Origin of the sequence: Galbibacter kalidii (assembly GCF_026241135.1) — a bacterium.
In the GTDB taxonomy this organism is placed as follows: Bacteria; Bacteroidota; Bacteroidia; order Flavobacteriales; family Flavobacteriaceae; genus Galbibacter.
The window spans coordinates 404,003-418,734 of record NZ_JAPFGA010000002.1; the positions used below are offsets into that span (position 1 = coordinate 404,003).

Consider the following 14,732-nt stretch of genomic DNA (forward strand, 5'->3'; position numbering starts at 1 on the left):
AATAATGAAGAAGTATCTTTTTGTAATAGCGATTACAGTAGGTCTGTCGGTCAAAGCCCAAGAGCTAACACTCCCGACGTTTACACAGTATTTGGCAGACAATGAGTTTGTGATTTCCCCTACCTATGCAGGGATAGGTGATTATGTAAAGGTAAGGGGAAATGCCTTGACACAATGGGTGGGTATCAAGGATGCTCCCGATACCCAAACCCTTGTAGGCGATGTCCGCTTGGGACAGCGATCTGGAATCGGCGCTTTGTTTTATAACGATAAGAATGGATATACCCGACAAATGGGAGCCAGACTTTCTTTTGCGCACCATCTTACGTTAAACAATGAAAGTGATCGCTTTCTTTCTTTCGGTCTCTCGTATAGTGTAAACCAGTTCAGGATAGACATGGACTACCAGACCAACGATCCAGGGGTTACCGACGACCGTTCGACAACCAATCACAATTTTGATGTTGGGGTGATGTTGCGCCTGGGGAAATTTTTTGGCAGTTTGAATGCTTCAAATATTTTGAATAAAGATTTGAATGTATATGCCATCAGCGAACCTAATGAGCTCAGGAATTATTACCTCTATGGCGGATTTCGACATAAAGCGGATATTACATCCAAGTTTGAATGGGAGCCATCGGTCTTCTTTCAGGTTTTTGAGAGTGATGGGCGGTCTAGTACCGATTTAAACCTAAAAGTGCGCCTATGGGACTTTGAGGACTATTATTGGGCGGGTATTAGTTACCGTTTCCTGAACGATCAGTTCTTTAACCCGTTAAATATAGGTCCGATGGTTGGGGTAAGCAAAGGAGGTTTTTATTTCGCCTATTCCTATCAAGCGATTCTTAATGAGGTCGAAGCCTATAGCCACGGAACACATATGATCACCGTAGGGGTGAATATTTTTCAGGGGATCAGTAATTGTCGTTGTACTATGCGGTAATAAAGATACCCCACGGATACTCCATAGATAAGCCATGGATAGTCCATGAACTGTTAAAATTATCAACAAGGGATATTGTGATTAAAACACTTCCATCTTCTTAGAGGCTGTCTAAAAAACTGCAAACCCAGATGTCATGCTGAACCTGTCGAAGCATAATTCATTGAAAAACAATTGTCTTCGACAAGCTCAGACTGACATTTTATGTTAAAAGCTTCTTTTTACAACCCCTTAATACTTTGTACTCAATACGCAATACTGTACTTTTGTATTATAAAAATTGCATGAAGTGGGAATCATCAGGATAACAAACATTCAAATATATGCCTATCACGGCTGTTTGGTAGAAGAAGGAAAAATAGGAAGTGATTATCGGGTGGATGTGGAAGTAAAAGCCGATTTGCAACCCTCTGCCAAGAGTGATCATTTAAGAGACACTGTAGATTATGTACAGGTGAACAGGATCGTAAAAGAGGAAATGGTGATGCGTTCTAAATTATTGGAACATGTTGGCAAAAGGATTCTGGACCGTATCTTGACTGAAATCGATATTGCTACGGAAGCAACAGTCGAAGTTTCCAAGATCAACCCACCTATTGGAGGCAATGTAGAACAGGTGACCATACAAATGACGCTTTCAAAATAGAGAAGCCCGAAGACGGAAGTCGGGAGACCGAAGCCTGAAGTTGACCTTGTTCCCTCCCCTTTGGGGAGAGCTAGCCTGCCTGCCGGTAGGCAGGGGTGAGGACTTTGAAAGGAATAAATTTTAATTAAAAACGGTCAACCTTATTTAGGGATGTACAACAGCTAAACAATTAAACTGTAAACGGTTACTGCCTACTGAAAAATTGAGGTATCTTTAAGTCCTGCAAGGGAGATATATATTCCATTAAAGGTATTTACTGAAAAAAGTGAAGCTTTTGTATAGTTATTTAACTCACTTTTTGGATAAAGAACGATATTTTTGTTACATTTGCCCACCTAAAATGGCATCGTGGCCGAGTGGCTAGGCAGAGGTCTGCAAAACCTTGTACAGCGGTTCGAATCCGCTCGATGCCTCCAAGAAAATCCACCTATTTTGGTGGATTTTTTTATTTCCGCTACTTCTACTCCTAGCTTGGTTTAAACCACAACAGGCTTATATTCCATATTCGTAAGGGTATGTTAAAGTCAAATTGGGATTAGACATATTTCCTATCTTAGTAGGGAATATATGTTCCCATATATATCGGCAGTGAATAGTACCTGAAATTCGGCTTTTACCTTTTTAAGATAAAATCATATCATTTATTGAGTATTTCAGGTTATTTGAAACGGGGGCATTTTTAACCGGGATACATGAAAAACTTTTACCTTAAGAAGACTTTAGAGGGGTTAAAGTACTTATCTATTTACTACTTGTCTACAAAGATGATCTGTTTTGCAATACCAAAATTCCTATATATGCAATTCAGGGTTTTACATTGGACCTCTTATGTCCCTTTAGTGGAAGTTTCAAAAACGCAGCATATGTGGTCTTTCTTTGGAAGATCGTATAATTACAATTTATTTATTGGCCTGGCTGAATTTTTGATTGGCGTGTTGATTGTCTTTAAAAGAACGAGATTAATTGCACTATTACTATCACTTGGTGTCTGTGCTAATATTTTGATATTAAATATTGAGTTTGATATATATTTTGCCATTACCCATATAGCTGTTGACCTTGTGATTACCATACTTTTACTGGCAGAATACCGTCAGGAATTATTTCGATTTTTTGTAAAGCAAGGAGGAAGATTCAATGATTCGATACAAGTAGGGAAAAGTAAATTCGTGAAGTTATTCCCCTATGCTTTTGTAATAGTCCTTTCCATTTCATACTTCATATTTGCTTTTAATCTAAGATCAATTGTAAACGAAGAAGTGGTTGGTGCTTACGTATTGAAAAGTATAAGGATTAACGATTCTGTACTATCTCCTGAGAAGGGTAAAATTGGGGAAGAACCCATGTTGTTTTTAGAATACAACAATCAAATTGTTCTATCCATTACCGATAGCGTGTATTACGGAAGATATACACTATCAGGGGATAGTATTGACATTAAAATGTATCAGACCACAAATTTTCAGTTGAAATCCCTGACCGGTCTGATCAAGAATAATAATTCCATTGTTGGAAAAACGGATAATCAGCGGAATTTACAGTTGTTTTATGAGCGAGTTGGTGCACAAAAGGACTATTTAAATGAACTGTACCGTTAACGATTAAGGCTGTTCCTCAGTCTGATTTTCAACACTTTTAAATTCTTTAATTGCTGCATTGGGTTCTATGATATTATACCCCTCCCAGAAAGAAGGATCGTATTTGGATAGGTACTGCGGAGTTACATCAGGATCCTCCTTATAACTATCAAAATCTGATTGATTTATGGCATCGTTTTCAAAAACGATCATTTCACTTTTGTCTGTATTGCGAACAATGAAATGAACATCACTGGCCACTTCGTTTTGTTTACGCCGCCCTTTTACATTTTTGTTTTTCTCAATGATCTTAATAGGTCTTTTAAAACCTACTTTTTGTCCGTTTCTTTCTTCAAGATACTTTAGTGCATATTTGCCCCTGCTGTTCTTTTTGTAAAGCAAAGTCCCTTTATTTGTATGCTGATTGAATGATACCCCGAATAAGTTAAAATTCCGAATAACTTTCACATTTTCATAATCCGTCCTTATCACTGCAAAATCATCTGCATTTACATAGAGTGTGCCTTTATAATCTGCATTGCGTTTGGGTTCGAAAGTGATTTTATAAACGATATAATCGTGCAGGGTAGTTACATTCTCTAGTTTGAATTCATATTTCCGGCTTTTATGGATAAAATTGAGATCGGAATCTTTAAAGATAAAATTGTGTTGCTGTAGCTGGGTAAGCGATCGTTTTTTACTTTCAAGGAATTGCTCTTGGCGCTTTTCGACCATTTCTTCAGTCTCTTTCGCTTCGTCATCTTCAAACATTGATGAATCTATTTCCATTTTAACACCAAGCAATAACCCCGATTTTACTTTAAAATAGGAATTGCGTTTTACACGGGTTCTCAAAATATGCTTGAGCCTCTCGGTAACGGCTTTAGCAGTCATCTCGTTGTTTTTATCGTATAAACGGGACGCTTTTATGATATGTAATTTGGCCTCGGAATCTTCAGAAGAATTCTTGCTATAGAATTCACCCAGGATTTCTGAATGGCTCGAATCAGAATTGGGGGCCGAATTGACCAAGCTGTCCACAAAAACTTGGGTAAACTCGGGAATGGAGCTTTTTGTTATAACGACCTCTTTTTTATCGATATTGGTATAAAAAGAGTTTCTTAAAAACAGCTTTTGCTTTAACAATTTAAAGTCGTAATTCTTTTCCAGACTGTCCTTAACACGGTCTATGATCTCATCAACCGTGTAGTTTTTGCTCATGAGAAGCACCTCATTCAACTCGAATACTTTCGGACTTAAAACAATTACAGGGTCATTAAAATCAGTAATTGGAATCACTTTTTCCTTGTACCCCAACGAATTTATAAAGAGGGAATCTTTCTTTTTAATTTCTTTTTTCAAATGAAGTGTAAAAGCCCCTGTTTCAGAACTGATAACCCCAACATCTTTATTGATGGAAATCGTAGCAAAGGGAACAGGCTCCTTCTTGGTGCTGTCGATGATTTTTGCCGTGATGGATTGTTGGGAAAACACACTGCTCAGGGAACAGAAGAAAACAGGGAGTAGGAATAGGTACGGTGATTTCATGTTTAGGATTTAGTTCGAAAATAAAACATTATCTACAAAACCACTTCTATTTTAATAGTTTATTGAGAAAATTTTATGGGTAATTAACATCAATTGTATGGAGACAAAACCCAAACTATAACCAACAGGGCGGGAACATCTACTTCTTTTCACAATTAATGAATTAACATTTAGTAAACAAATTTGTTTACTTTAAAACTAATAGCGTCCAAAACGTTTTGATTGATTTTTTTAAACATACTGAATCTGCTGAGGTTTTGATGAAATTTCAACGTTTGTGGTTTGGTTCCGGCCTACGATAAAAATATTGAAAATCAAGGAAGCAGCAGTGGGTTAAAGATAAAAATCTGTTTGAGTTCCGCCCCCAAGGCGGAATGAGTTATTTTTATCTGTGGCTGGGGGTTCCGTAGTATTTTCTTATGTTTTTATCGTCAGCCTAGATTTTTTTGGTTCGTTTTTTCATCAATGGAAAAAATGAACAGATAAAAGTTTATTTAGGACAGAATTGCTTTAAAACATAAACCATTCCATAATGTATTCTGATAGAATTATAAAAGTGATTCCTACTTTTACCTCAACATTATTTTTATATTTACCGCTTTGATTTAATCAGACTAAATCGATTAAGGGAAATTCATTTGAATACCTTGAATAAGAAAGAAATAAACATTATGAAAAGACGTACCGCTATTCGGAATCTTGGACTGGCAACCGGGGGCTTGATGCTGTTCCCCTCCTGTAATTTTTCAGAAAAAAGGGTGGCCATAGCCTTAAATAAACTTCAGATAGATATAAAAGAGGAGATTCTGCTGGAAGCCATCATAGATACAATCCTTCCGGAGACAGATACTCCCGGGGGTGTTGCTTTAAAGGTACAGAACTTTGTTTGGGTGATGATGGATGACTGTAAGAGTCCGGAAAAACAAGAATCCTTTTTAAAAGGATTACGTCTTTTTAATCCTAAAGTAAAGGAAAAACATGGAGATGTGTTTACCGATATGGACAAAGCGGAAAGACTTAGCGTTTTAAAAGAACTTATGGATGATCAAACAGCAGACAAAGATCTTCTCAATTTTCTACATACCACAAAAGGTCTGGCAGTTTGGGGGTATAAAAACACCGAATATTATATGACACAAGTGATGCCATACGAATTGATTCCGGGGGCATTTTCATATCAAACGTGTAAAACGATTCACAGCAACGAAAAAATTAATAGCAATGCCTAACTTTAATATTGACAGTACGAAGAACAACACCTTTGACGCCATAGTGATCGGTTCCGGAATGAGTGGAGGATGGGCAGCTAAAGAATTTACTGAAAAAGGCCTTAAAACCTTGGTGCTGGAAAGAGGTCGCGACGTAACGCATATAAAAAATTATCCAACTACCAATATGATGCCGTGGGAATTGAAGCATGCCGGACAGGTTTCTTACGATTTACGTCAAGATAACCCCATAGCAGCACGGTGTTATAATTTCCGCGAGGATTCACAGCATTTTTTCACTAAGGACAAGGAGCAACCCTATGTTCAGAAAAAACCTTTTGATTGGATCAGAGCCTACCAAACCGGAGGAAAATCCTTGCTTTGGGCGAGACAGACACAGCGTTTAAGCGATCTGGATTTTGAAGGTCCCGCAAGGGATGGCTTTGCAGTAGACTGGCCAATTCGTTATAAAGATATTGCCCCTTGGTATAGTTATGTGGAGAAGTTTGTTGGGATCTCAGGGGAATACAACGGTTTGGATGTTTTACCTGACGGAGAGTTTTTAAAATCCATGGGTCTGAATTGTACCGAAGAACACTTCAGGGACATAGTGGCAAAAAAATACAAGAATCAACGTCATGTGATATACGGACGCTGTGCACATATTACCAAAAACAAGGACATTTTTATGAAACAGGGTAGAGCCATGTGCCAGACACGTGACCTTTGCCGTCGTGGTTGTCCGTTTGGAGGGTATTTTAGCAGTAATTCGAGCACCCTGCCATGGGCGCAGAAAACAGGAAACCTCAGCATGAAAAACGATGCGGTGGTCCACTCCATTATTTATGATGATGAGAAAGGAAAGGCAACGGGAGTACGTGTGATCGATGCCAATACCAAAGAAACTACCGAATACTTTGCATCCGTAATTTTTGTTAATGCCAGTACGTTCAACAGCAATATGATATTGTTGAATTCTAAATCCAATCGTTTTCCGGAAGGCTTGGGGAATGATAACAGATTGCTGGGGAAATACATTGCTTTTCACAATTACAGGGTGAGTATCAGCGGAGAATATGAAGGGAATCTCGATAAAACCACCACCGGAAGGAGACCTACCAGTGCCTATGTGCCGAGATTCAGAAACGTACACAAGCAAGAAACGGATTTCTTAAGAGGCTATGCCGCAGGCTTTAATGCTTCCAGACAAATTCATCAAGATACCAATGGCTTAGGGGAAAGCCTAAAAGAAAATCTGTCAAACGCTTCCTATGGAAATTGGAATGTAGGTTCCCACATGATGGGGGAAACCATTCCCAAGGAAGAAAGCACACTTTCCTTGGATCCGGAGAAAACAGATCAGTATGGAATCCCACAGCTCAAAATCAATCTCGACTATGATGACAATGACGAGAAAATGATTAAGGACTATGTGGAACAGTTTACAGAAATGTTTGAAGCGGCCGGCTTTAAAAATATAAAAGCACACGATATTCCTGACAAAGCACCCGGCTTGGATATCCATGAAATGGGTGGCGTAAGAATGGGACATGACCCAAAGACATCCTTACTCAATAAATGGAATCAGTTGCACACCTGTAAAAATGTCTATGTAACCGACGGGGCCTGTATGACCTCAACCAGCACCCAGAATCCGTCACTTACCTATATGGCGCTGACAGCAAGGGCATGTGATCATGCAGTAAAGGAGTCTAAAAAGGGTTGATTTTTTAAGCTATTTCCTTTTTATGATAGTTTATAAAGTGAAATAGTAGTTGTAATCGCACCATATAATCGCTATATTGCACCAATATTATTACGATTAATATTTGATAAAAAATGGCTACAGTTAGAAAATCAATTACGTTTACAGAACAACAAGATAATTGGATAAAAAGACAGATTGATGAAGGTTACTTCACCAACGATAGTGAGTATATCCGTGATTTGGTAAGACGTGATCAAGCCAGAAATGATAAGCTTGCAAGATTGAGGTTGGCTATTGATGAAGGTTTCGAAAGCGGTGTAAGTGATAAATCCGTATCTGACATTATGAAAGATGTTGAGGAAAACCTTCGTTTAGATGGGCGTTTATAAACTTTCTTCCAAAGCCTCTGTTGATATAGCCGAGATATTTGAATATGGAATTTCCAAATTCGGTTTAAATCAGGCTAGATATTATTTAAAGGAAATGGAAGAATGTTTTACAATGCTTCCGGTTCGACCTGAATTAAGAAGAGAGGCTTTCTACCTATATAAAAGCCTGTACAGATATAGATTCAAATCACATGTAATTTTTTATACATTAGATGGGAACGAAGCTTTTATCATAAGGGTTCTGGGTCAATATATGGACTTTTCAAAGCATATTTAAGGATCATTTTTCTTCCATATTCACTATCAATTCCCCAAAAACAAAGCTTTGTTAATCGGTTATTTGCAATAATAATTCACGGATGAGATAAAAAGAGGGGGTAGATAAAGCAGAAATGTGATTTTTACATAAATTTAGAACGCTAATCAACTCAATCAATATTTATGAAGCACCCTTTTATAATAAAAAACTGCCTTTTACTACTACTCGTTTTAGTTTCCTTTAGTTTAAAATCACAAGATAAAAGTAAAACTGAATTTAAAGCTGAAGACCATAAAAAGTTTGACGGCTTCTACGACTTCTATTACAGTGAAAAAGATGACAAAGTCTATCTGGAAGTCAAAGAACTGGAAAAGGAATTCCTCTATGTCTACTCTCTCAGCAGTGGGGTTGGAAGTAATGACATAGGATTGGACAGAGGGCAGTTAGGCAACGAACAACTGGTTTATTTTACCAAAGCGGGAAATAAGTTGTTGCTTATTCAGCCGAATTTAAAATACAGGGCACTCACCGATAATGATCTGGAGAAAAAATCAGTAGAGCAAGCCTTTGCCAAATCTGTTTTATACGGATTTAAAATAACTTCTGAAAAGGAGGATACGTACATCATCGACATCACCGATTTTTTGATGGAAGATGCGCACGGAGTGGCTAAAACTTTAAAAAGCAGAAAACAAGGAGAGTACAAACTTGACAAGAGTAAAAGTGCGATGAATATGGAGCGCACTAAAGCTTTTCCAAAAAATATTGAGTTCGATGTGCTGATGACCTTCAAAGGAAGCCCGAAAGGTGGTGAAATCCGTTCTGTGGCTCCGAATTCTGAATTGGTGACCGTTACTGAGCATCATTCGTTTATCGAGTTACCCAACGATGACTTTGAAATGCGAAAGTTCGATCCCCGAAGCGGAACTTACCCTTTTTCGTATTACGATTATGCCGCACCGGTTCAGGAATCCATGCAAAAGCGTTTTGTTGTAAGACACCGACTCGAAAAGAAAGATCCGAATGCTACCGTAAGTGAGGCTGTAGAGCCTATTGTTTATTATTTGGACAACGGAACTCCTGAACCAGTACGTTCTGCTCTGTTGGAAGGTGGAAGGTGGTGGAATCAGGCGTTTGAGGCTATTGGATATAAAAATGCTTTTCAGTTAAAAATATTACCAGATGATGCCGATCCTATGGATATTCGATACAACGTAATTCAGTGGGTACACCGTTCTACCAGAGGCTGGAGTTACGGGAGCAGTATCAGGGATCCTCGAACAGGAGAAATTTTAAAAGGACATGTAAGCTTGGGAAGTTTGCGTATCCGTCAGGATTTTTTGATCGCCCAGGCCTTGATGAACAAACCCTTTGCTCAAAGGGACGATAATTATCAACCCATGCTGGAAATGGCTTTGGCACGTATCAGGCAACTTTCGGCACACGAGATTGGCCATACCTTGGGCTTTGCTCATAATTTTGCTGCGAGTGCGAGTACCGGCTCGTCTGTGATGGATTATCCACATCCCATGGTAAGACTCAACGGAGAAACCATCGATATTTCTAATGCTTATGAGGTGGGTATTGGCGACTGGGATAAAGTATCTGTGGCTTATGCGTATTCCGATTTTCCCGAAGGAACAGATGAAAAAACAGCTTTGGCAGCTATTATAAAAGAAGCTCAAGAAAGGGGATACCGGTTCATCAGTGATCGAGATGCCCGGCCACAAGGTGGAGCACATGCCACGGCGCATCTATGGGATAATGGAAAAGATGCCGGAGCCGAACTGGACAGGGTAATGGAAATCAGAAGGAAGGCTATTGATCAATTTTCTATCGATAATATGAGGTCTGATGAACCTTTTTCGGTTCTGGAGGATGTTTTTGTACCTGTTTATTTTTTCCATCGATATCAAACGGAAGCGGCCGTTAAGCATATTGCCGGATTGGATTATAACTATGCCATCAAAAATGACGGACAAACCGTGGTGGAATTTATAGATAAACAAAAACAGCAAGAAAGCTTAAAAAGCCTTTTAAAAACAATAGAAGCTGAAAACATAGCTATTCCGAAGGAAAAATTAAGCCTTTTCCCTCCCAGAACCTATGGATATGGAAAAACAAGGGAATCCCTAAAAGGAAAAACAGGTGTTGCTTTTGATGCCATTGCTGCCGCTGAAACAGCTTCAGATATGACCTTAAAACTTTTGATGTACCCACAACGGGTATCCAGACTCATTCAGCAAAAAGCCATTGATAAAAAACAATTGGGACTGGCTGAGGTGATTTCAGCAACCTTAAAGGCCACCCTTTACAATAAAAACAGGGACACTTATTACGCCGAAGTACAACAGGCTATAAATTATAGGGTGATATGGCACTTGATGGCTTTATCGATCAATAAAAAAGTACATCCACAGGTCAATGCTGTTGTGAATAATTACCTCACGGAAATACAAAAGGAATTTGAAGGGAGTAAGGATGTGAACGAAAAAGAAATAGCAAGAAGAATTGCTCATTTCTATGAAAATCTAGAGGATTTTAAACTTCCCGATAGCCCAAAGATTCCTGACGGATCACCTATAGGGATGGATTGTTTTTAGAAAAGAACAGACGCTTTGATTTTTAATCTCAGTAAGTATATAGGAAGAGTCAGCAAAAAAACAATAACTTTAGCATAACCAAAAAAACGACAACTATGTTTGCATTAATTCTCTTGGCTATTGCTGCTATTGCAGTGTTCTACGGAATAGCCATTTACAATAAATTGGTAAAATTGCGTGTACTTGTTGACGAAGCGTGGAGCGGAATCGACGTTCAACTTAAAAAGCGCTACAACTTGATTCCCAATCTGATAGAAACCGTTAAAGGCTATGCAAAGCACGAAAAGGAAACCTTTCAGAAGGTGACCGAAGCCCGTAGCCAAGCGCAAAGTGCCAACACCGTTGAAGAGCAGCAACAAGCTGAAAACGGACTTAACAAAGCATTGATGAACCTCTTTGCTGTAGCCGAGCAATATCCTGAGCTCAAGGCCAATCAAAACTTTCTAGACCTGCAAAACCAGCTCTCTGCCATAGAAGCCGACATCGAAAAATCGAGACGATATTACAACGGAACCGTTCGTGATAAAAACATTTTGATAGACACCTTCCCCAGCAATATCATCGCCAATATGTTTAGGTTTACCAAATCGGAATTTTTTGAAATCGATGAAGCCCAAGAACGTGAATTGCCTAAAGTCAGTTTTTAACCTATGAGACACCTACTACTTATAGTATTTTGGTTATTTACTTCCTTGGGGTTTGGCCAAGATTACGAGCGAATAATCTCGTTTCATTCTGATATTGAGGTTGAAGAAATGGGTGATATCCTTATCACCGAAACCATTGAGATTTACGCCAAGGGCAATGCCTTTAAACGCGGCTTGGTGCGCAAACTTCCGTTAAATTCCCGAAGAGATGGTTTGGGTCGTGTGTTCAGGCCAAAATATGAGATTTTAGGAGTGAAGCGCGACGGGACCACTTCAAAATATCACCTAAAAAAAGAAGGGAATTATCGTGCCATTTACATTGGTGATGAAAACGTGTTTTTAGACCCCGGCACTTATCAATATCAAATCACCTACCGGGCTGAAAATCAAATCCGGTTTTTTGAAAATTACGACGAAATCTATTGGAACGTCAACGGTACCGAATGGGCGTTCGCTATGGAAAACGTGTCGGCAAGCATCACATTGCCTAACGAAGCTGTTATACAGCAACAAGCTTGCTACACCGGTCGTTACGGCTCGACACAACAAAATTGCACGTTTGAACAACTGACCGACAATAAAATAACCTTTGAAGCAAGCGATGAACTTTATCCCTTAGAAAACCTAAGCGTTGCTGTCGGGTTTCAAAAAGGCCTTATTCCCACACCGCCGCCGCCCACCTTTTTGCAAAAATACGGCCCACTTGTTCTATGTGCCTTGTTTACCTTGCTGTTGCTTTTCTATTATATTTTTACTTGGGTTAATTTTGGAAAAGATCCTGAAAAACCTACGGTATATCCACAATTTATACCGCCGGATAACCTCTCGCCAGCTTCTGTTGGTATGCTGAAAAAAGGTATTTACAACAACGATTTGGTAACGGCATCACTCATTAACTTGGCTCGAAAAGGCTATGTGAAAATCGAAGAAGACACCGAGCAATACGTGTGGGGATTGTTTAAAAACCAAAGCTATACGCTGACCAAACAAAAAGAAGCCGACAATGATTTACACAAAGAAGAAGCGGTTATTTTAAATCAACTTTTTAGTTGGGAAAACAGCGTTGTGTTTGATGGCAAGTACGACAGCAGTATAGCCAGTGCCGTTCAGAAATACAAGAAAGCTGTTACAAAACAGTGGAATCCTTTGATTTGGAAGGGATTTAATGCCCAGTTTTGGATAGTTCCCATTTTGACAGCCATAGCGTTTCCCATACTGTATTTTTACTTAAATAGCCGGTTTTTTATGTCATCCAACACCGTTGTGTATTTTATTGCGTTTGTTTTGGTCAATATAGTGCTGTTTTTTGTTTACCAATGGTTGATACGCAAACCGGCCAAGGAAAAACTTCGTTTAAGGTCGTCGATTGAAGGCTTTGAAATGTATTTAAAAGTAGCTGAAGAAAAACAGTTACAACACTTTAACCCACCTGAGCTAACACCTGAAGTTTTTGAAAAACTCCTACCCTATGCCATTGTCTTGGAGGCAGAAAAAGTATGGGGAGACAAGTTCCAGAAGATGCTTGCACAATCTGCCGTTTACAAAAACCACCAACCTATGTGGTACAACAGCAGCATTACCAACTTTGGTGACTTTAGCCACTCGTTAAACTCCAGTTTTTCCAACAGTGTACAAGGCTCGTCCACCAGTTCGTCATCCGGTGGTTCCGGGGGCGGAGGCTTTTCCGGTGGTGGAGGTGGCGGCGGAGGCGGTGGAGGGTGGTAATCCGATGTTCAGCTTTAAAAGTTTTATGTGTTGATTTCCTTTTGTTGGAGTAATTACACTACGACTAGACTCAAGTGCAGCCTTGGCCTGTACTAAATCCCTCTATGAGGGTTTCACATGCAACAAGCGGGTCAATTTGATGGAAAGGTCGGTCAGGATGATCTTGGCATTTCCGTTGCGTTCTATATGATAGGCAGCATCTTGTAATTCATCTGTGATCTGCATGATGTTGTTGCCGTGGACAAAAGCCGCGAATTTCTCCAGTTGAAAATTATCCACCGAAAAATCCATAAAAGCCAGTTCTTTAGCCTGATAATTGATCAACATTGCCTGTCGGAAAACATCCATACAGAACAACAGGAATTTCTTTTGGGTTTCCCTGCCGGTTTTGGCCACTTCTTCACTCCAGGAGATGAGGTCGTGGATTACGGCTTTGTTTCCCTTGGCTTTAAAAGCGCTACGCACCCAACTCACAAACCATTTTTCAAAAACAAGATCTTCAGAATCCTGATTGACCAAGTCGATGGCTTTGTTGTAGTTTCCATTAGCTTGATGTGCAATTTTCAAAGCGGTATTTTCATCAAGCCCTCGTTCCTTTAGTGCCTCAACAATCACGGCTTCAGCCAAAGGAGGAAAATGCAGGATCTGACACCGGGAACGGATGGTCTGTATAATTTGCTCTTCGTCTTCAGCAATAAGAATAAAAAAAGTATCGTTGGGCGGTTCCTCGATAAGTTTCAAGAGTTTGTTGGCACAGGCAGTATTCATTTTTTCTGCCATCCATATAATCATCACCTTATGTCCCCCTTCATAGGCTTTTAGCGAAAGTGATTTTACAATTTCCTGAGCTTCATCAACCCCAATTTGCCCCTGCTTGTTTTCGATATCCAATAGTTGATACCAGTCAAACAAATTTCCGTAAGCTTGTTCTTTAATAAACTTCCGCCATTCTTCCAAAAAATGATTACTCACCGGGTGTGATTTCACTTTGTGATTGGTAGCCACCGGAAAGGCAAAATGCAAATCAGGATGTGAAAGCTTGTCGAATTTCAAGTTGCAGGAAGCATTGCCGGTATTGTTTTCCTGATCGCGGTTTCCACACAAAACATACTGAGCATAAGCAATGGCCATAGGAAGAACCCCACTGCCTTCAGGGCCCACAAACAGTTGCGCATGAGGAATCCGTTGATTGTCCGCACTATGGGTCAAATGTCTTTTTATATGTTGTTGACCTAAAATTTCACTGAAAAGCATGTTGAATACATTATGCCGTGAAAGTAACTGTTCTGTTTTGTTTGTACAAGTCCGATTGTGATTTTTAATCGCTTTAAAAGACCTTCTCTTCTGATAAATAAACCTTTAGACGGTAGCATTAGCCTCTATACTTTCTATTGAATTTGTACTGTTCGTGGTTTGGTTTTGGCCTACGATAAAAATATTGAAAATCAAGGAAGCAGCGTTGGTCTAGAGATAAAAATC

12 protein-coding genes and 1 tRNA gene are annotated in these 14,732 nt (G+C 39.3%); 11 read left to right on the forward strand and 2 right to left on the reverse strand.

The window, feature by feature from the left end; translation table 11 throughout:
- Positions 1-4 precede the first annotated feature (4 nt).
- The 4 genes from OOZ15_RS03955 (at position 5) to OOZ15_RS03970 (ending at position 3,187) form a co-directional block, all read left to right on the forward strand.
- Positions 5-943 carry a PorP/SprF family type IX secretion system membrane protein gene (locus tag OOZ15_RS03955; protein ID WP_265954489.1) on the forward strand — a complete coding sequence of 313 codons (939 nt, stop codon included), beginning with the start codon at positions 5-7 and terminating at the stop codon, positions 941-943.
- Positions 944-1,232: 289 nt separating this feature from the next.
- Complete coding sequence (folB, locus tag OOZ15_RS03960) at positions 1,233-1,589, forward strand: dihydroneopterin aldolase (RefSeq protein WP_265954490.1); 357 nt, start codon at positions 1,233-1,235, stop codon at positions 1,587-1,589.
- Between the two features lie 342 nt (positions 1,590-1,931).
- Positions 1,932-2,005: transfer RNA gene (locus OOZ15_RS03965), tRNA-Cys, on the forward strand.
- Between the two features lie 381 nt (positions 2,006-2,386).
- The gene (locus tag OOZ15_RS03970) at positions 2,387-3,187 is read left to right on the forward strand and encodes a hypothetical protein (protein ID WP_265954492.1); all 801 of its coding nucleotides are present in this window, start codon (positions 2,387-2,389) and stop codon (positions 3,185-3,187) included.
- Positions 3,188-3,190: 3 nt separating this feature from the next.
- Here OOZ15_RS03970 and OOZ15_RS03975 read toward each other — a convergent pair whose 3' ends face one another.
- Positions 3,191-4,714: a carboxypeptidase-like regulatory domain-containing protein gene (locus OOZ15_RS03975; protein WP_265954494.1), complete on the reverse strand. Its 1,524-nt coding sequence runs from the start codon at positions 4,712-4,714 to the stop codon at positions 3,191-3,193.
- A 671-nt stretch (positions 4,715-5,385) separates the two neighbouring features.
- Here OOZ15_RS03975 and OOZ15_RS03980 point away from each other — a divergent pair.
- The 7 genes from OOZ15_RS03980 (at position 5,386) to OOZ15_RS04010 (ending at position 13,253) form a co-directional block, all read left to right on the forward strand.
- Entirely contained in the window at positions 5,386-5,943 is a 558-nt protein-coding gene (locus tag OOZ15_RS03980; RefSeq protein WP_265954496.1) for a gluconate 2-dehydrogenase subunit 3 family protein, read from the forward strand.
- Positions 5,936-7,648, forward strand: a complete 1,713-nt coding sequence (locus tag OOZ15_RS03985; protein ID WP_265954497.1) for a GMC oxidoreductase — start codon at positions 5,936-5,938, stop codon at positions 7,646-7,648. The genes OOZ15_RS03980 and OOZ15_RS03985 overlap by 8 nt, the downstream gene beginning before the upstream one ends.
- A 113-nt stretch (positions 7,649-7,761) precedes the next feature.
- A complete protein-coding gene (locus tag OOZ15_RS03990; RefSeq protein ID WP_265954498.1) occupies positions 7,762-8,019 on the forward strand; it encodes a type II toxin-antitoxin system ParD family antitoxin in 258 nt (85 codons plus the stop codon).
- Positions 8,006-8,296: a type II toxin-antitoxin system RelE/ParE family toxin gene (locus tag OOZ15_RS03995; RefSeq protein ID WP_265954500.1), complete on the forward strand. Its 291-nt coding sequence runs from the start codon at positions 8,006-8,008 to the stop codon at positions 8,294-8,296. The genes OOZ15_RS03990 and OOZ15_RS03995 overlap by 14 nt, the downstream gene beginning before the upstream one ends.
- Before the next feature lie 164 nt (positions 8,297-8,460).
- Positions 8,461-10,881 (forward strand): zinc-dependent metalloprotease, encoded by a 2,421-nt coding sequence (locus tag OOZ15_RS04000; RefSeq protein ID WP_265954501.1) that lies wholly within the window; start codon positions 8,461-8,463, stop codon positions 10,879-10,881.
- Positions 10,882-10,976: 95 nt separating this feature from the next.
- The gene (locus OOZ15_RS04005; protein WP_265954502.1) at positions 10,977-11,528 is read left to right on the forward strand and encodes a LemA family protein; all 552 of its coding nucleotides are present in this window, start codon (positions 10,977-10,979) and stop codon (positions 11,526-11,528) included.
- Positions 11,529-11,531: 3 nt separating this feature from the next.
- Positions 11,532-13,253, forward strand: a complete 1,722-nt coding sequence (locus tag OOZ15_RS04010; protein ID WP_265954503.1) for a DUF2207 domain-containing protein — start codon at positions 11,532-11,534, stop codon at positions 13,251-13,253.
- A gap of 102 nt (positions 13,254-13,355) precedes the next feature.
- Here the strand turns inward: OOZ15_RS04010 and OOZ15_RS04015 are convergent, their stop codons facing one another.
- The gene (locus OOZ15_RS04015) at positions 13,356-14,507 is read right to left on the reverse strand and encodes a DNA polymerase III subunit (RefSeq protein WP_265954504.1); all 1,152 of its coding nucleotides are present in this window, start codon (positions 14,505-14,507) and stop codon (positions 13,356-13,358) included.
- Positions 14,508-14,732: the final 225 nt, after the last annotated feature.